The following is a 17,725-nucleotide window of genomic DNA, read 5'->3' as shown; positions in this document are numbered from 1 at the left end:
TGTTGCATTCATTTATCTCACTAGCCGGTGATGAAAAGATCAAGCTTGCCGTCTTTTTCCAGATATATGCATGGTAACTGATCATCTGCCTTACCGTATTTATCAATAAACTCGTCCCTGTGGAAAAACTCTGAGCGGAAGTGCATTTGGGATACAAATTTCGTCCAGGAATCTTTGACACCCCTGCTGTCATATGTAAGACTACAGAGCGTGCATCCGTATGTAGAAGGAGATACTATCTTATGCACATAATCTTTCAGCATATTGACAATGCCGCTATCGGCATTATAAACAAAAACTATTTTTTTTAGAGGTTGGATCTTCCCCTGCGCCTGTCATCAGAAAACACCGTTTGAAGTAATATACAGTACTATATATCAATAACATCTACCTAAATGTATATGAAACCATTCAGTAAACTAAAACAACACGCTTTTTCATCTTTTTTACATATTAGGTTCAGTCAAATAATGGAAAATAGGATTTGGTTATTAAACGAATAGTAGATGAAACAGTTGAAGAGATATCCGAGGTCGAAAAGATCGAATTTACAAAAATTAGATATGCTCATCACCACTATTAAGTTGTTTAAAGCTCATGATAGTATCTCATGATTATATTTTATGATGTCTCCATTTTAACCCGGCAAGGGGTCCTTTTTGGATTCAAAAATTCTTCTTTCTTTTTCGTTTAAAGCAAATAAAACTGTACTCATTAACCTGTTTGATAATGTTTGTTATCTAAAAAAACTAATTTATCTACTTTAATTTAGTTTAGTTCTGTGGGGTTAATATAATGGGGACTAGTATATGGGAACTAGTATAGCTGTTATTGCTGGAATAGTACTGGGGATATTTGTCATAGGGCTCAAAACCGGAATAGGTTGCGGTTTCTCAAGTATCGACAAAAAGCAAATTTTGCTAATAGCTTCAAGCTATTTAGCACTATCATTTCTAATTGGAATTTTATTGGCCTTTATTGATATCTCTGTTTTAACTGAAATACTTGGTCTGGGTGTAACTTTACATGCAATAATTGCATTGTTTTTGATTGGTGCAGGAATATACACACAAAAAAAATGGCTGTGTGGCCATGACGTTTCAAGAAAGACATTTTTATTTTTAGCAGTTCCATGTCCTGCCTGCTTGAGTGCCTTAATTCTATCCTGCATTGTTCTTGCAACAACAGTTACATGGAGTGGATGGATTATAGGTACTTTTGTAGGTGCTGTCTTTTTTATTTCGATTCTGTCTTCTAGCTGGTTATTTGGCAAAATGAACCGCACACCAGAAGATCTTGGGACTGTGATGATGTTTCTTGGCCTTTTTTACCTGCTCGGTGCTATGCTAATTCCTGCTTATATGCAGTCCAAACAGCTCAATATTACCGCATCGGGAGGAGAGTTTCAACTGGCACCCCTGCTGATCATTGCAGCTATTGTTCTCAGTAGCTATGCAATAAATAAACTAAAAGGTGATTAAAAAAAATGGATCCAACTTCTCTAATATTTGGGATACTATATACATTTTCATCTTCTCTTCTCTATCCTGTGATTGTTGTATTGCTACTTCTATCTTTACTATCCCTGATATTGATAGGAGAATTCTTATCCGAATATTCAAAACGAAATAGAGATGTAGAGAATTTAGAATCAACCTGCCTGTCGGTACAGGAACGTATGCAGTGTTCAGACTTTGCAGGAGCTGCTAAATCGCTAAAAACACTCAAGCAGACAAATATTGTTACTTCCTTTGCAAATTCTGCAGCAAAGCATCTGGAAGTTAACCGTATTCCTGCAATTGAATGGATTTCTGAAGATTATGAAATTAAGATGGCAAAAAATCTTGAGCAGACCCGTGTGATTGCTGCAGTTGCCCCGATGCTGGGTCTGATGGGAACATTGATTCCACTGGGACCAGCACTGATAGGTCTTTCTCAGGGCAATATAGAACAGCTTGCAAATAATCTGATAGTAGCCTTTGCAACTACAGTAATTGGGTTATTTGCAGGAAGTATTGCCTATGTTCTCACACAGGTAAGAAAAAGATGGTACTGGCAGGATATGGCTGATATTGATTACATTCTCAACACACTGGAGGGTAAGTAAATGAAATCAAGAAGATATCGTAGAACGGGTTTGCTAAGTGATGCTGAAGAGCAGAATCCGCTAACAAGTGTAGCTAACCTGTTTGATGTAGCAATGGTATTTTCTGTTGCATTGTTGATAGCCATGGTATTTTCATTCAACATGCCTGAAATGCTTGATCCTACCCAGGACGTAACAATCATCAAGAATCCCGGTCAGGAGGACATGCAGATCGTCATAAAAGAGGGACAGTCAATTGAAATTCTTGATATGACCGAACATATTGGTGGTGGCAGTGGTGAAGCCATGGGTACAGCATACCGTCTGGCAGATGGGAGAGTGATTTACGTTCCTGAAAATGGAAACAAAATGGAAACCGTTGATTGAATAAAATATTGATAATCTGATAAGAAGTTTGACACCCCGGAAACGCCTGCAAGCAATGTTCCGGGATGTTAGCATATTACCGAGGAGATAACATGCAAAGAAGAAATAGTACTTTAATTCTTTTAAGTGTATTGCTGGCATTATTAGCAATGCCTGTAGTATCGGCACAGGAGACTGTAAAAGATGAATACCTGTTCATTTTAGGAACAGATACAAACAAACAGGCAATTGAAAATGTTGCTTCAAATCAAAACATTTCAGATAAAATAAATCTTACTATATTTTCAAAAGCTGATAGTATTCCATCAGACCTTAATTTTTCTAACTACTCGATCATTTTCCTTGAATCCCAGGAAGAAAATATTCTGGATTCATGGGAACTTGACCTGATAAACGCTACTGAAAACAATAATAGTGTGATTGGTTATAACTTAAGTTCCAACTTCACTGCTAACAATATCGACCTATATACAGAAGAGTATACTGATATTGAAAGATACTGGACCCAGGGTGGAGATTCCAACATCAAGAATATGTTGATGTTCATGGGACAAAAATTCAGTGATCTCTGGATAGGAGAAGATATTCCAGAGCCTGAAATTATTCAACAAAAGATCAACATTACCTATATTATCAATTCAGATACCAATCGACATTTCATGAAGAATGTTATCAATGACAGGCGAGTAATAGCTGAACGTTTCAATATTGTTGTTGTGAGCAGCAGTGAAGCAGTAAATACCATAGATGACCTTACTGACCAGGATATAATTATTCTGTATATGGTAGGACATCAAGATTATCACGAAGGGGGTCTGAAATCACTTCTCCAGGATGCAAAAGCTGCTGGTGTTGAGATCGGACAGTTTGCAGGTGCCGGTGATGCAGAGCAGACGTTTGTAATCGACGATGAGCCTTATAATATCATGAAGGAATATCAAAGAAATAACGGTTTTGCAAATATGGAGAACTGGATACGTTTTACAGGCAATATGATAAAAAAAGCTTATATTGAGTACTCGTTACCAGCTCCGCCAGCAATTCCTCAGCACGGCCTCTATCATCCAGATGCCTTTCCTTTGATTTTCGATAACTCTGCAGAATACTTTGAATGGTATGATCAGCAAGGATATTATGATTCCACATCTCCGACAATTGGTATTGTTGTTGGTACACTTGCTTCTGATGAAATCGATTGGAAAACTGAAGATACTATGATTCGGTATCTTGAATCAAAGGAAATGAATGTGATTCTTGGTTCAGCAAGAGCTTTCAGTCATGATGTAGATTATTTCGTCAAGGATAATGAAACAATTGTTGATGTTTTAATCTCAACCAAAATGTTTTACTTAAACTTCGATTATGCTACATCTGTATCTTATCTAGAAGAGTATAATGTACCTATTTTGAAAGGAGTTAAGGATTATAACCTATGCCCCGAAGGTTACAATGCAAGTGTTCGTGGAATTAGCGACTCTACAACACTTGCTTCACAAATAATACAACCTGAGATAGAAGGTTTAACAGACTATATATGGATAGCAGGCAGAACCCAGGATCCTGTTACAGAAAGATGGTACTATGAGCCGATTATGGAACAGGTAGAATGGCTTTGTGACCGGGCAATCAATTGGGCAAAACTTAGACATATGGATAACTCAGATAAAAAAGTCAGTATAATCTACTATAACTATGGAGGAGGCAAAGCAGATATAGGTGCAAGTTACCTCAATGTCCCTGCAAGTCTACCTCTACTACTTGAGAATATGCAGTTAAACAGCTACACAGTTTCTGAGCCTATTCCAAATGGCAGTGAGCTTATAGAGATGCTTAAAGCAAACAGGAACGTGGGTAATTGGGCTCCGGGTGAACTGGAGAAGGTAGTGAGTGAAGGGAGCGTTGTTCTGGTTCCCAAAAACGATTATCTTGTTTGGTATAATGAACTACCTGAATCTGTAAGAGCAGAAGTTGAAGCTACGTGGGGTGAAGCACCAGGCGAACTCATGGTCTATGAAGATTCATTTGTTATACCAATTACAGAATTTGGAAATGTTATATTAGTTCCCCAGCCAATGCGAGGCTGGCACTCAGATAAATCAATATTGTATCACGACAAGTCAATACCCCCTACACATCAGTATCTTGCTACATACTTCTGGATAAACAACGTGTTTGAGGCAGATGCAATAATTCATTTTGGTACACATGGAACTCAGGAATGGCTACCTGGTAAGGAAACCGGTCTTTGGAAATATGACTATCCCTCGATTATGGTTGCAAATACTCCTGTAATATATCCTTATATAGTTGATAATGTAGGTGAGGGTACTCAATCCAAAAGACGTGGTAATGCAGTGATAATCGACCATTTGATACCACCAGTATCAAATGCAGGATTCTATGGCGATCTTGCTACAATACATGATAGGGTTCATTCCTATGAAGATGCAGTCGCAGCAAACAACACAGCTCTTGCTGATTCATATCGTGAGACCGTAACTGAGTACTATGAAATTCTTGGTTTTGATACTGATCTTGGTGTTTCTGTTGATGAGCTTAGGAACATGGATAATTCTGAGTTTGAAAGTTTTGCCAAAGGAGAATTACATGATTATTTACACCGTATTGGTTACTCCTTAATGCCAATGGGTCTTCATATATTCGGTACCCCTCCTGAGGATATGCGTCTTGTGACAACAGTCAAAGCAATGCTTGGTAATGATTTCATATCTAATATTGAGTATCACGTGGATTCAAATATAACATGCAGTGAAGATAGAGAAAACCAAGCACACGTGTATGCCGATGCTATGTTGAATGAAACGCTACTCAATTTTACATCAGTCGACGATGCACAGCAAAAAGTGATTGGAACTGTTGATCAGAGCATTACTGATAATCTGGATTTAGGCAACACATATGCTGAAAATCTCAAACTTGCAACACAGGAGATAACTAATACTCTAAGAGCACTCAATGGAGAATATATCTCCCCGGGTCCTGGCAATGACCCTATTAGAAATCCAGCAGCTATACCTACTGGAAAGAACTTCTACAGTTTCGATCAGAGGGCCATTCCCGATCCGGAGACCTCTGCACTTGGAGCAGCTCTAGCTGAAGACATGTTAAATGATTATAAGGCCAAACATGGAGAATATCCACGAAATGTTGGCTTTATTCTCTGGTCAGTTGAAACGATGAGACATCAAGGCCTGATGGAGGCACAGATACATGCTTTACTGGGTGTAGAACCTGTTAGGCAGTGGGGCAGACTTGCTGGTTTTGAAGTAATACCACTAGAAGATATGACTCATCCCAGAATTGATGTAACCGTCATGCCTTCAGGCCTGTATCGTGATTCTTATCCATACCAGTTAGAAATGATCGATGAGGCTATAAGGATGGTAGCTGCTCTTAATGAATCCGCAGAAAACAATTATGTACGTGCTCATTCACTTGAAATAGAACAGGCACTTCTTGATGCTGGCTTTGATCCAGCCGATGCTGAGTACCTGTCAAAGGCACGTATATTTAGTGAAGCTCCCGGATCTTATGGCACAGGACTTTCAGAAGCTATAGATGCTAGTGATACCTGGGATAACGAAAACGAACTTGCTGATCTTTTTATCAGCAAAATGTCAAATATATATGGAAAAGAGATTTGGGGTGACAGCTATGAATCAATTCTTAGACTTAATTTAATGAACGTAGATTCTGCAATTCACAGTCGAAGTTCTAACTTGTATGGTCACTTTGACAATGATGATGTGTTCTCCTATCTTGGTGGACTTGGTCTTGCTGTAAGATCAGTTACAGGTAGTAATCCAGAGATGTATATTGCAGAATTACAGAATCCAAATGATCTGCGTATTGCAACCTTAAGGGAATCTATGAGAACAGAGTTGCGTGCCAGATATTTCAATCCGCAATGGGTTGAGGGTATGATGGAACATGATTATGCTGGTGCACGTGAATTTATGAAGTTCACAGAGCATATGTGGGGCTGGAATGTGGTTACACCTGATCTTATTTCAGATTCTGATTGGAATGAGATATATGACATATACGTTGAAGACAAATATGATCTTGGTGTAAATGAATTTTTCAAAGATGCAAATCCCCATGCTTATCAATCTATGACAGGTAGAATGCTCGAAACTGCCCGAAAAGAATACTGGAATGCGGATTCAGAGATCTTAAACCAGCTTGTTAAAGAGTATGTTGAATCTGTGGTTAACAATGGTGTTACATGCTGTCACCATACCTGTGGAAATCCATCCCTTGATTCATATGTACAGGGTCTCATGTCAGTTCCTGGTGTAGTTTCGGATGATCTTGCATCAGAATACCAACGAATTATGCAGGAAGCAACTCACAGAGAACCATCTTCTGCAGATATCGGAGAAACCAGTAGAAGATCCAGTAGTAGCAGTTCTGACCTGGCTACACCAACAATCAGAGATCATAGTCAGACTAACCACACTATTGTAAAGGATATTGGGTATGGAACTGAGGGTGAGCAGCCTCAAGCACCGTCTTCGGATTATGTAGAGGGGTATGAAATGGAAACAAGATCCGCAGAAGATAAAGCAGATTCTGGATTTGCTCCTTCATTTTCGAGTTCTGAAATCATAGGGGCAATAATTGTTCTGATGGCTGTAATCGCCATTTATGTTGGATTTAGGAGAAAAATTTGAATATATTATTTTTTGGAGAGTTTTTTAGTCTCCATTTTATTTTTAATTGATTAAATTCTTAAATGACATTAATTATTATTAAGAGACTTTGCAGGAAATTGGTGAAATAACCAGTTTAAATAACTGATTAAAAATTAAAATAAAGTAGCCTGCGTGGTAATGTCTATAATCTGAATGATTTATTTTAAACGTTGTTATCTGTATTCTTTAAGCCAGGATAGATTATGAACTATCTGCTGTATAGTAAGAAATCGAATGCTGCTAAGGAATATTTTCCATGGTAAAATCATTTGGAGCCAAAAATTTACCAGGAAACCAGTTTCCAAGGATAAACTACAGATTTGTGATCTGTGAGGTTAAGGATCCAAAGAAGGAACTTTTAATCTGCATCCCTGATTTCTTTCAATAATTTATACTATTAAGGGAGGTTTTATGACGTTTTTATTTTTAATTGGATGTAAAATTTTAGAAGATGAGATTGTTCATATCTTGTCAGATGATACCAGCATTGAGAGAACTATAATAATAGATAACGGAGAGATTTCAGATTTGGTAGAAAAATTCAGAAGTACTGATATAACTCCTGAAATTGCTGATGAGGATATGTTCAAATCAAAGTTTGTGAATCATGGCTACAACATAGATACTCTTACTGTTGTAATAGTGATTCAACCAAAACATCTTCATTCATGCCCAAATAAACTGAAATCTGAAACTTATAGCATTATCAAAAAATATTCTAAGTATGCTAAAGGTATATTATTATTTTATGGTTCCTGTGGAAAAGCATTCAGAGACATCAACTCAGATTTTGATGAAACTGATACAGTCATTCGGATTCTGGAAAATTATGACAATACCAAATCATCAAAAGTAACCGATTGTGTTTCACTTGCTCTTGGAGGTGATGATGAGTATTACCAGATACTTAAGCAGTATCCAAAAGCTATTTTCTTTACACCCATGTGGGCTTCAAATTGGGATATTTTGTTTGGAGATCTTGAAAGAACAATGAAAAAAGATAAAACTAAAAAATTGTTTTTTAAGAAAATGGGGATAGATGTGTTAGCTAAAATAAACACAGGGTTAAATTATGAACCAAATTTTGAAGAAAATATTGATAGTTTTGCATCATTGTTTGGTTTTGATATAATTGAAATTCAGGGTAATACTACGATAGCTGAAAATTGTTATAGGCGAATAAAAAATGAAATATTTCCTGAAAAAGAATCAAATAGAATTACTGAAACTGAAATTGCAATTTTAAAATAAAATCACAGGGTTGAATTATCAATATTAAGGAATACCATTGTTCCCATTGATCATGCATGCTTGAATAGTGCTCAAAAAAAGGATAATCATTCAACGAACCTCAAAAATAATTAATTATTGTAATTACCTGTATCTTGATTATAAAAAAAACTTTAATGATTCATATAGAGCTTTATATACATAGTATTATATTATGTGTATAAAATAGATTATACTTAAGAGGAAAAAATATGGGCAATGGGGTGATATGTCTTGATGTTGAAACTACTGGACTTCATTCAACTGATGAGATTTTACAGTTAGCAATTATCGATGATTTAGGAGATATATTGTTTTATGATTACTTTAAACCGTTAACCAAAAAAGTGTGGCCAGAAGCACAAAAAATACACGGCATATCTCCGCCAATGGTTCAGGATAAGAAAAGTATTTGTTTCCATAAGCCAAAAATTGAAGATATTCTCCGAAAATCAGATACTGTTGTGGGATATAATATAATTAATTATGATCTAAAATTCCTACATAGCTCAGGAATTACTATCCCAGAAATGACAGTTTATGATGTGATGCTGGAATTTGCCGATATTTGTGGAGAGTGGAGTGAATACTACCAGAACAATAAATGGCAAAAATTGTGCACATGTGCAGAATATTATGGTTATCCTCATCTTGAAAATCTTCATGACTCAATGGAGGATACTAGAGCAACTCTTTATTGTTATAAAATTATGAGCAGCAAGTCCAGTGATAATCTTTAGATTTCATTTTTTCTATATAAGCAAGCCAAAATGGGGAAACAAAATCATGCCATATGACAAATTAAGCGATCTACCAGCAAGTGTAAGAAATAATCTCCCGAAAAATGCTCAAGAAATATACATGAAAGCATTTAATAATGCATGGAATCAGTATGATGATCCAGAAAAACGCAGGGGAGACAAATCTCAAGAAGAAGTTGCGCATAGTGTAGCTTGGTCTGCTGTGAAGGAAAAGTATCAAAAGAATGAAGATGGAGAATGGGTCAAAAAATAAGAGGGAATCAACAAATACTTAACTCTGTTAAAGGTTAAGATTCTTCAGGTTCAAAAGAACCCTACAACTTTAGCCGTGGGAGTAGTCAGATAATGTCTATGACTTTCAGCACTTATTGAAACGTTCTCTTAACTTTTCATATATTGATGACCTTATATCAACAGCTAAAAAAAGAAGTTTATTATCATCTTCAAAATCAAATATAATTCTATATTTTCCAACCCTGAACCTATAATAGTTAAAGCATGTTAATTGTTTAACATCTTCAGAAAAAGGGGTATTCAATATTTTATTTTCTATTGAATCTACAATTTTGTTTAAATTGTCGGGATGTTTTTTCTTAATTGCTTTCAAATCTTTTTTGAATGCATTAGTAAAAAGTCCTTCATAATTCATTCCAATCCAAGTTCATTTTTGAGTTGCTTGAGAGTACATACATTACCACTTTTAAGGTCTTCCCTAGCTTCTTTTATACGCTCTTTGGTTTCTGAACTTAATGGAGCTGAATCTAAATCTACGTTATTAAGATTGCACTTTCCTGAATCCTTATATGAATTCTTGTTTGAAGCCATTAGTAAAAAAGTACGATATATTTAGATAAATAATTATTGATTGAAAATGAGAGTTCTTTATTCATTTTAAAGTATACATTCATGTTCTGCACCTTGTTTTTATGGGTTTTGATCGAACCCTAAAAGATACAGTACTGATTATAATCGTTCAGTATTCAAGCAATAGTATAACCTGAATCTTAGAACAATTTTTTAGTAGCAAGCCACCTATTTTGTTAATATGTCCAATAGCCATGATGCGCTAATTATCTCCGAGGCTCGATCACTTCGATTTCTGTTTCGAGGTCAGCTTCTTCATTTAACGGCAGCTGTCATCCTCACCACCATTGCGTGGGCCCTCGCTGCTCCAGTCCTAAATGAAGGGTCCTGGCTTGGAATTAGCGAAGCTGGCTGGTTCTGGGCCGCTGTTGGACTAACTATCTTCCACCAGTTCTATGTGTGGGTAGTTTTTCGTGGGCAACTGGGATGGGGTTTCTTCACACAATTGTTCGGAAGGTATGACCTCACAGTCCATTCCATCCTTTTTTCTCCGATGTTGATTGCTCGTCCTTTTGTCGTTATCGCGGCGGGCATGGCCAGTCCATTGACACTTGCTTTGCCTCGATGGATTCAACTAGCCATAGGACTTATGTTGCTAGTCCCGGCATTGTACACTGGCTGGTCAGTAAAGAAGTATTTCGGATTCAAACGTGCAGTCGGAGGAGATCATTTTCGACAAAGCTATCGAAATATGCCGCTTGTAACCGAAGGAGCGTTTAGCTGGACACCAAATGCCATGTACACCTTCGCTTTTTTTGGCCTTTGGAGTATCGCTTTACTACTGGGGTCACATCTGGCATTGGTGATTGCGTTATTCCAGCACGCTTTCGTATGGGCCCACTATTTTGGTACGGAGCAACCGAATATGGAACTCATCTATGGTGAATGAATCAGCCTGCAATAAATCTTTACACTGGAAAGAGCCTTAGAGGACTCAGTCGAGATTATGGACGATGTAAATAAGAGCAAAATCACAAAAATGTTTCCATCAGAGTCTTGAATGTAGGGATGTACTGTATTTTACTTGAATTGATTATTTACAAATGATAGAGTTCAAAGGTAGAAAAAGATCACAAACTTTAATCATGGGAGTATGTAAGGCCAAAAAAAGACATGATCCTGTAACTTAGTTTCTTACTTTTTTATCTAAAATTATCAAAATAGTTATCATTGCAAAATATTGCATCCCATATAAAAATATCTTGAGGTGGGGGTAAAATGTTAAGATCAAAGAAAAAATCAACTAATATTTTTATTGTTGCTTGTTTGGTGCTAGCTTTTATTGTTGGCATGGTTGGAGCAGCAGGTGCAGCTACAATATCTGTAGAAGAAGGTGACTCTATCCAGGATGCTATTGATGGTGCAGACCCTGGAGATACTATTGAAGTGGGCCCTGGAATTTATGAGGAACAACTGATAATTTATATAAACAAGTCCAACCTAAAGCTGGTTGGATCTACAGATGACAATGGTGTGCCTACCAGTATACTCAACCTATCAAGCTTTACAAGTGGATATGGAATTTTTATTGACCAGACCGCAGGCGTTACTGTTGAGAACTTTGAGGTTCACAGCTCACCTAATCGCGGTGTTTATGCTGATAAGACAGAGGGAGTAGTGATAGATAATATCGTATCTCATAATAATTCCAATGACGGTATAAGGGTTCGATATGATCAAAATGGAACTATCCAGAACAGTAAGGCTATTGCTAATGATGGTGATGGAATCACATTTTATTCCTATGGTAGCATTCTCAATAACCTTGTTTCCAATAATGTAGAAAGAGGAATTTATGTTAATGTAGGTTCTGTTTCTGGCACTGGAATGGTCACTATTTCCTGTAATGAAGTGTATGAAAATGAGAATGCTGGAGCGATTGGATCAAGTGATCATCGGGTTGGTGGAATAATAGTTTATTCGAAAGCCCATGATGCAGGAATTACTCATGTCACAATTGAAAATAATAAGATATACAAAAACAAAGGTCCAGGCCTTCTACTTTACAAGATAAACCACAACGAATCAATACCTGGAATTGTTGATCCTGAAAGTGAATCACTTGTAAAGGGAAATACAATATTTGACAATGAAAACCGGACAAGTCCCAGTTGGGGTATAAATCCTGCTGATGGAATCCTGGCATATCTTTGCCACAATATTGTATTTGAGTGCAATGAAATCTATAATTCAACAGCAGGTATCAGAATCACCAATGATTACAGATACAATTCATATGGTCCTACCACGAACAATACTCTAAAATTCAATGATCTATACAATAATAAATATGGAATACTTGTCAGTGGTGGAGAGAACTTCCAGGTTAAAAACACTACAGTACAGGACAACAACATTTATGACAATGAGGAGGGACTGGTCAACATAAATAATGGCGATGAGATTGTCACTGCTACCAGCAACTGGTGGGGTGACAGCTCTGGACCTTCGGGCGAAGGCCCGGGTTCAGGAGACTCAATCTCAATGAATGTGGAATATGATCCATTTGCAGCAGAAATGATCGATGTTTGTCCACCCGCAGACTGTCCATCCACAGGTGAACTCCGTGAACCAAACGACTTCTGTGCAGCTCTTTTCTCAGTTCCGACAATGAGTCCATTACTTCTAATTGTCGGCCTGCTTGGCATATCCATGTTCATGATCCTGAGAAAAGAACAAAAGAAATGATTAGATGGTAACATTGGTTACCATTTTTTATTTATTAAAGAAGGTACATAAAGAAAATTTCGTCACATCCAATTTCAGCTGATGGCCTGCTCTCATTTAATTTAAGATCAGTTTTTTTTTAATTCCACATTTTAGATGTTTCCATTAAAAGCAAATTATTTTAACGGCTCTGTCGAAAACCTATCAAGATAATCGACTGCAGATCACAATTGACAAATATCATTAATAACTAACATTAGAGAGTTTACATAATCAAATTTCAGTTATCAGTGTTGAGCTTTTCAAGTAATAACTGAAAAGATCTTCACCCCATTGATGTGCTTGTGAAGTTGAACAAAAAACTTGTTCATTACTGAATTTGTTATTACCAAAATAAGTTTTAGAGAATAATCTTAAAATTAAGCAATCGTCACTTAGTGCTAAGGATAAAATTCCAATCTCTTCCTGATACAAATAAAACTTAATTTTCCCAGTTTTAATGAGTTGATTAAATTCATTAGACAATTCAGATTCAATTTTTTGCAGCATATCTTTGTTAATGATGACTGAAATGTCAATATCATTGTTAACAAGTTGAGTTGCAAGTGGAAATAAACTGGGATGCATAAAAATAAATATAAAACATAATGAACTGGATTTTTGAGCATTTTTAATAAAATCCTTATTAGCCTCGAATATATTCACCAAACTGGGTTCTATTATTTTACATCCTTTTAATTCGTTTATTCTTTTCAAAAATCTTTTTGGTATGATTTTAAGATTTCGAGTTCCCCAGTAGTCAATATTAATATCAAATACCTCAATAGTATTTAATAAAGGAATCATTTCATTGACTATTAAATTTCCAACTGTAGTTAGTTCATATTTATCGTTACACTGAACTATAAGATGGTGTTCTTCTAATAGTCTCATCTGGGGAAGCAAAGCTTGTCTAGTGGTATTAATAGATTTGAGAAGATGTTTCATTTCTTTGGGTTCTTCTATTAACAATAGAAGAACTTTTTTTCTCTTCTCAGACATGAATAAAATATCAATTAAATTTTTTTTCATCATATGGAAAAATACTCTGGAATTTATATATTTATTTACAGTGGCATTTGAAATTATAGTAACTTTAAAATTTAAAATTGTATATTAAATTATACACAATTTAGGTTAAATATAATCAATATCATTTCATAGTTCGAGTGGGAATAAAAAAATTTCACTCATAAGCAAGAGCGGATTGGGATCGGGGAATTAAAAATAGTAAGCTGGTATAGAGGAGTATATTCCAGCTTGCTATACTTCATGAAACTCTCATTTAATCGCAGATTTCGCGTGATGATAAAGACAGCGGATTTTATGCTTTTTTATAAGGTTAAATACTATTTTATACAAAATCTACAGAAATTTTAAAAATTTTTATAATTTAGGTGATTTTTAATCTCGTGACTCAAATATTATAAGATAATCTATATTCTCCAACTATTTTATTTAATATTTCTTCAAAATCAATTGAATAATCGATTTTTCTAAATACTAGGAAATTAATATGGTATTATACTGTTTATATTTGGGTTAGGGGTGATTATATTGAAAATTATAGTTATAGGGGCTGGTTTCGGGGGTCTTTCAGCTGCTTCCCTTTTTGCTAAAGATGGACATCAAGTAATCGTTATTGAAAAAAATGAAGCTTCTGGTGGAAGAGCTAGTGTTTATAGTGAAAGCGGGTTCAATTTTGATATGGGCCCCTCATGGTACTTGATGCCTGATATCTACGAGAACTATTTTGCAGAATTCGATAAAAAACCTGAAGATTATTATGAATTAAAAAAACTGGACCCTTCATACAGAGTATTTTTTGGTGATAAGAAAGTTGTAGATATCTCACCATCACTTGAAAAAAACTATGAACTTTTCGATTCATTTGAAGAGAATGGTGGTGAAAAATTAAAAAATTATTTGGAATCAGCAGGTAAAATGTACGAATCTTCTGTTAAAGATATGCTCTACAAAGATTTCACATCATTATCCGATTTTTTGAGTGGTAAACTCCTTTTCAAGGGTATGAAACTCAATATCCTGGAAAGTTTAGACCATTTTGTTAATAAGAGGTTTAAAAGTGATGAAGCTCGAAAAGTGTTAGAATATTCAATCGGTTTTTTAGGCAGCTCTCCACAAAAAACTCCTTCAATGTACCATATCATGTCACATATAGATATGACCATGGGCGTATTTTATCCGGAAGGTGGAATGCGAAAAGTCGCTTCTTCAATGCATGAACTGGCACTAGAACAGGGTGTTGAGTTCAAGTTCAATGAACCCGTGACATCAATAGAAATCAAGAATAAAAAAGCTACTAAGGTAATTACTTTTAATGGTGAATATGAGTGTGATCTTGTTTTAGTAAATGCAGATTATGCGCACAGTGAACTCGACATGGTACCAGACAATCATCAAACTTATTCCAAGAAATATTGGGAAACTAGAGTAATGGCACCATCAGCTTTTGTTGCTTATGTTGGGATTGATAAGGTTTTAGATAAACTGGATCATCATAACCTGTTCTTGAAGGAGGATTGGTCAAACAAGTTCGATCAACTGTTCGATCCGAAAAAAGCTGCATGGCCAGATTCTCCTTCATATTATGTGAATATTCCATCAAGGACAGATTCAACAGCCTCTCCTGAAGGTACAGATACTTTATTTATCCTGGTACCACTAGCTCCAGGACTAGAAGATACGAAAGAAAAAAGAGATCAACTTTATCATAAGATTATGGAAGACCTTGAAAAAAAGGTGCATGAAGACATAAGAGGTCACGTTGTAGTTAAAAAGATATTTGCGTTAGATGACTTTGAACAAAGATATAATGCCTATAAAGGTACTGCATTAGGAATTTCTCATACACTTAGGCAAACCGCAGTTTGGAGACCCGCACATAAGAGCAAAAAAGTTTCTAACCTATATTACTCGGGCCAGTATACACACCCTGGAATTGGCGTACCTATGACTTTAATATCTTCACAGATAGTTGCTGAACAGGTCAATGAAGAGAATAAAAGAAAAAAATAGTATCATTTTAAGTAATAACATGATTGACAAAACAATACATTCAATATTCAAAAAAGGGAGTAAAACGTATTTTTATACAACTATCTTTTTTCCCGGTAATGTAAAAAGTGACGTATTCACATTATACAGTTTTTTACGTAAAGCAGATGATTACGTTGACAGTATTCCACAGGATATTGAGGGTTTCAATAACTTTAAAAATAGATATTATGAAGGAATTAATGGTGTTAAGACAGGAGATGTGGTAATAGACTCGTTTATTGAACTTCTTAACAGAAAAGAGTTTGATTCAAAATGGGTAGATGCATTCTTCATTTCAATGGAAATGGACCTGACGGTCTCAAGTTACAAAACCTTTGATGAACTTGACAAATATCTCTACGGTTCTTCGGAAGTAGTTGGCCTGTTCATGGCCAAGATACTAGATTTACCCGAAGATGCATACATTTCGGCGAAGTATTTAGGCAGAGCTATGCAATACCTGAACTTCATAAGAGATATCGATGAAGATCTTGATTTGGGTAGAAACTATTTTCCTGAAACTGAACTTGTAAAATATGGATTGAGCAGGCTAGAGTATGACAGGATTCAAGAGAATAAAGAGAATTTCCGTTCATTAGTCAGGTCACAGATTGATATTTACAAAGAGTGGCAAATGAAAGCAGAAGAAGGTTTTGTTTTTATTCCATGCAGATACTTGATCCCCATAAAAACGGCATCTGAGATGTACCTATGGACTTCAGATCAAATTTACAAGAATCCACTTGTAGTCTATGATAAAAAGATTAAACCTAGCATTCTTCGTATTATATTGAATATTGGAATAGGCTTAGGTAAATGTGCCAAAATTATCAGTAAAAAGTCCAAGCTCCATAAAAAATCTGTGATATTATCTAAGATCGATATGAAATGAACAGCATAATAACCAAGAAGCAGTTATAGATTAAAAAATTTTATGAATTCAACCTTTTCATTTTTGTTTAAAGTTTCCAGGTTCAGGTTTTGGATATATACTGGAGGAACTTACGTTGTAGGGTATGCACTAGCTGCGAACACGTTTATTGACTTTATTCAAATCGAATATTACATTTATCTTCTCTATTTCTTCTTTTTAGCAAATATTTTCATATACGGTGTAAATGATCTGTGGGACGAGGATACTGACGAACTAAATCCAAAAAAAGATGAAATGGAACATCGGTTACAAAAATCTGAGAAATTAAAATTAAAATATTCAATTTATTTCATTTTAGGTATAAGTCTCATCTTAATGCTTTTTCAGAGCTGGGGTGAAAGGTTAATATTTTCAGGATTTTTGATACTTTCTTACTTTTATAGTGCACCACCATTAAGGCTTAAGAAAAGACCTATCCTAGACTTTTCTTCGAATTATCTTTATGTAATGCCAGGCATTTTAGCATACTATTTGGTTGCAGGAGATCTCCCATCATGGGTCATATTACTTGCAGCATACTGCCATATTTCTGCAATGCATATCTTTTCAGCAATTCCCGATATTAAATATGATCGTATCACCGGTATAATCACTACACCGGTCTATTTTGGGAAAAAAGTTGCTTTATATATAGTACTTGTGTTCTGGACAATCCTGGCATTTATAGCTATATATTTATCTGCACTTCATGTACTCAGCTTTTTAGCCCTACTCTTCCCAGCATTTCCACTTATTCTGATAATTAGACCTTCGGTAGATATCAGGAAACTCTATTGGTATTTACCATATATTAACATACTTTTAGGTGGTTTGCTGTTTTTTACTTTAATAAATTACAAAATATTTTCCTGGGTGTAAAAATGAAGTTAGTAAAAGGCTTTCTAGAAAAATCCATTCTGTTTGTTTTTTTGGTTGTCAAAAAAACAAAGGGTATTCATTC

At 35.6% G+C, this 17,725-nt stretch carries 16 protein-coding genes; 12 read left to right on the top strand and 4 right to left on the bottom strand.

Annotation, left to right across the window (positions count from 1 at the left end; translation table 11 throughout):
* Window positions 1-20 precede the first annotated feature (20 nt).
* Window positions 21-263 (bottom strand): hypothetical protein, encoded by a 243-nt coding sequence (locus MZHIL_RS04875; RefSeq protein WP_048815484.1) that lies wholly within the window; start codon window positions 261-263, stop codon window positions 21-23.
* A gap of 546 nt (window positions 264-809) precedes the next feature.
* Between MZHIL_RS04875 and MZHIL_RS04870 the strand changes: the two genes are divergently transcribed.
* The 7 genes from MZHIL_RS04870 to MZHIL_RS04840 all read left to right on the top strand — a co-directional run bounded on the left by MZHIL_RS04870 (window position 810) and on the right by MZHIL_RS04840 (window position 9,474).
* On the top strand, window positions 810-1,481 hold the full coding sequence (locus tag MZHIL_RS04870) for a DUF2162 domain-containing protein (protein ID WP_013898258.1): 672 nt from the start codon (window positions 810-812) through the stop codon (window positions 1,479-1,481).
* 5 nt (window positions 1,482-1,486) lie between these two features.
* Window positions 1,487-2,107: a MotA/TolQ/ExbB proton channel family protein gene (locus tag MZHIL_RS04865; RefSeq protein WP_013898257.1), complete on the top strand. Its 621-nt coding sequence runs from the start codon at window positions 1,487-1,489 to the stop codon at window positions 2,105-2,107.
* A complete protein-coding gene (locus tag MZHIL_RS04860; protein WP_013898256.1) occupies window positions 2,108-2,473 on the top strand; it encodes a DUF2149 domain-containing protein in 366 nt (121 codons plus the stop codon).
* 92 nt (window positions 2,474-2,565) lie between these two features.
* Window positions 2,566-7,170: a cobaltochelatase subunit CobN gene (locus tag MZHIL_RS04855; RefSeq protein ID WP_013898255.1), complete on the top strand. Its 4,605-nt coding sequence runs from the start codon at window positions 2,566-2,568 to the stop codon at window positions 7,168-7,170.
* A 432-nt stretch (window positions 7,171-7,602) separates the two neighbouring features.
* Complete coding sequence (locus MZHIL_RS04850; RefSeq protein WP_013898254.1) at window positions 7,603-8,442, top strand: DUF1638 domain-containing protein; 840 nt, start codon at window positions 7,603-7,605, stop codon at window positions 8,440-8,442.
* 230 nt (window positions 8,443-8,672) lie between these two features.
* On the top strand, window positions 8,673-9,200 hold the full coding sequence (locus MZHIL_RS04845) for a 3'-5' exonuclease (protein WP_013898253.1): 528 nt from the start codon (window positions 8,673-8,675) through the stop codon (window positions 9,198-9,200).
* Window positions 9,201-9,246: 46 nt separating this feature from the next.
* Entirely contained in the window at window positions 9,247-9,474 is a 228-nt protein-coding gene (locus MZHIL_RS04840) for a ChaB family protein (protein WP_013898252.1), read from the top strand.
* A 105-nt stretch (window positions 9,475-9,579) separates the two neighbouring features.
* Here MZHIL_RS04840 and MZHIL_RS04835 read toward each other — a convergent pair whose 3' ends face one another.
* Window positions 9,580-9,870: a type II toxin-antitoxin system RelE family toxin gene (locus tag MZHIL_RS04835; protein ID WP_013898251.1), complete on the bottom strand. Its 291-nt coding sequence runs from the start codon at window positions 9,868-9,870 to the stop codon at window positions 9,580-9,582.
* Window positions 9,867-10,046: a hypothetical protein gene (locus MZHIL_RS04830; RefSeq protein WP_013898250.1), complete on the bottom strand. Its 180-nt coding sequence runs from the start codon at window positions 10,044-10,046 to the stop codon at window positions 9,867-9,869. The genes MZHIL_RS04835 and MZHIL_RS04830 overlap by 4 nt, the downstream gene beginning before the upstream one ends.
* A 220-nt stretch (window positions 10,047-10,266) precedes the next feature.
* Between MZHIL_RS04830 and MZHIL_RS04825 the strand changes: the two genes are divergently transcribed.
* Together MZHIL_RS04825 and MZHIL_RS04820 are read left to right on the top strand one after the other, a co-directional pair.
* Window positions 10,267-10,974, top strand: a complete 708-nt coding sequence (locus MZHIL_RS04825; protein WP_013898249.1) for a methyltransferase — start codon at window positions 10,267-10,269, stop codon at window positions 10,972-10,974.
* 329 nt (window positions 10,975-11,303) lie between these two features.
* On the top strand, window positions 11,304-12,773 hold the full coding sequence (locus MZHIL_RS04820; RefSeq protein ID WP_013898248.1) for a right-handed parallel beta-helix repeat-containing protein: 1,470 nt from the start codon (window positions 11,304-11,306) through the stop codon (window positions 12,771-12,773).
* Window positions 12,774-13,025: 252 nt separating this feature from the next.
* Here MZHIL_RS04820 and MZHIL_RS04815 read toward each other — a convergent pair whose 3' ends face one another.
* Window positions 13,026-13,826, bottom strand: a complete 801-nt coding sequence (locus MZHIL_RS04815; RefSeq protein WP_013898247.1) for a helix-turn-helix transcriptional regulator — start codon at window positions 13,824-13,826, stop codon at window positions 13,026-13,028.
* A gap of 522 nt (window positions 13,827-14,348) precedes the next feature.
* Between MZHIL_RS04815 and MZHIL_RS04810 the strand changes: the two genes are divergently transcribed.
* Genes MZHIL_RS04810 through MZHIL_RS04800 form a run of 3 tightly spaced genes read left to right on the top strand, consistent with a single transcriptional unit; the run spans window position 14,349 to window position 17,643 of the window.
* Window positions 14,349-15,830 (top strand): phytoene desaturase family protein, encoded by a 1,482-nt coding sequence (locus MZHIL_RS04810; RefSeq protein WP_013898246.1) that lies wholly within the window; start codon window positions 14,349-14,351, stop codon window positions 15,828-15,830.
* A complete protein-coding gene (locus tag MZHIL_RS04805; RefSeq protein WP_216580002.1) occupies window positions 15,805-16,743 on the top strand; it encodes a phytoene/squalene synthase family protein in 939 nt (312 codons plus the stop codon). Before MZHIL_RS04810 ends, MZHIL_RS04805 begins: the two co-directional genes overlap by 26 nt.
* Before the next feature lie 42 nt (window positions 16,744-16,785).
* Entirely contained in the window at window positions 16,786-17,643 is an 858-nt protein-coding gene (locus tag MZHIL_RS04800) for a prenyltransferase (RefSeq protein ID WP_013898244.1), read from the top strand.
* The last annotated feature ends 82 nt before the right edge of the window (window positions 17,644-17,725 follow it).

The sequence above is a fragment of the Methanosalsum zhilinae DSM 4017 genome (assembly GCF_000217995.1).
Lineage (GTDB): Archaea > Halobacteriota > Methanosarcinia > Methanosarcinales > Methanosarcinaceae > Methanosalsum > Methanosalsum zhilinae.
Note: the sequence above shows the minus strand (reverse complement) of the source record. Positions and strands in the feature narration are given on the sequence as shown.

Coding starts and splice junctions, on each gene's coding strand:
- MZHIL_RS04875 (WP_048815484.1), bottom strand. CDS start 263: ATGCTGAAAGATTATGTGCATAAGATAGTATCTCCTTCTACATACGGA.
- MZHIL_RS04870 (WP_013898258.1), top strand. CDS start 810: ATGGGAACTAGTATAGCTGTTATTGCTGGAATAGTACTGGGGATATTT.
- MZHIL_RS04865 (WP_013898257.1), top strand. CDS start 1,487: ATGGATCCAACTTCTCTAATATTTGGGATACTATATACATTTTCATCT.
- MZHIL_RS04860 (WP_013898256.1), top strand. CDS start 2,108: ATGAAATCAAGAAGATATCGTAGAACGGGTTTGCTAAGTGATGCTGAA.
- MZHIL_RS04855 (WP_013898255.1), top strand. CDS start 2,566: ATGCAAAGAAGAAATAGTACTTTAATTCTTTTAAGTGTATTGCTGGCA.
- MZHIL_RS04850 (WP_013898254.1), top strand. CDS start 7,603: ATGACGTTTTTATTTTTAATTGGATGTAAAATTTTAGAAGATGAGATT.
- MZHIL_RS04845 (WP_013898253.1), top strand. CDS start 8,673: ATGGGCAATGGGGTGATATGTCTTGATGTTGAAACTACTGGACTTCAT.
- MZHIL_RS04840 (WP_013898252.1), top strand. CDS start 9,247: ATGCCATATGACAAATTAAGCGATCTACCAGCAAGTGTAAGAAATAAT.
- MZHIL_RS04835 (WP_013898251.1), bottom strand. CDS start 9,870: ATGAATTATGAAGGACTTTTTACTAATGCATTCAAAAAAGATTTGAAA.
- MZHIL_RS04830 (WP_013898250.1), bottom strand. CDS start 10,046: ATGGCTTCAAACAAGAATTCATATAAGGATTCAGGAAAGTGCAATCTT.
- MZHIL_RS04825 (WP_013898249.1), top strand. CDS start 10,267: ATGTCCAATAGCCATGATGCGCTAATTATCTCCGAGGCTCGATCACTT.
- MZHIL_RS04820 (WP_013898248.1), top strand. CDS start 11,304: ATGTTAAGATCAAAGAAAAAATCAACTAATATTTTTATTGTTGCTTGT.
- MZHIL_RS04815 (WP_013898247.1), bottom strand. CDS start 13,826: ATGATGAAAAAAAATTTAATTGATATTTTATTCATGTCTGAGAAGAGA.
- MZHIL_RS04805 (WP_216580002.1), top strand. CDS start 15,805: ATGAAGAGAATAAAAGAAAAAAATAGTATCATTTTAAGTAATAACATG.
- MZHIL_RS04800 (WP_013898244.1), top strand. CDS start 16,786: ATGAATTCAACCTTTTCATTTTTGTTTAAAGTTTCCAGGTTCAGGTTT.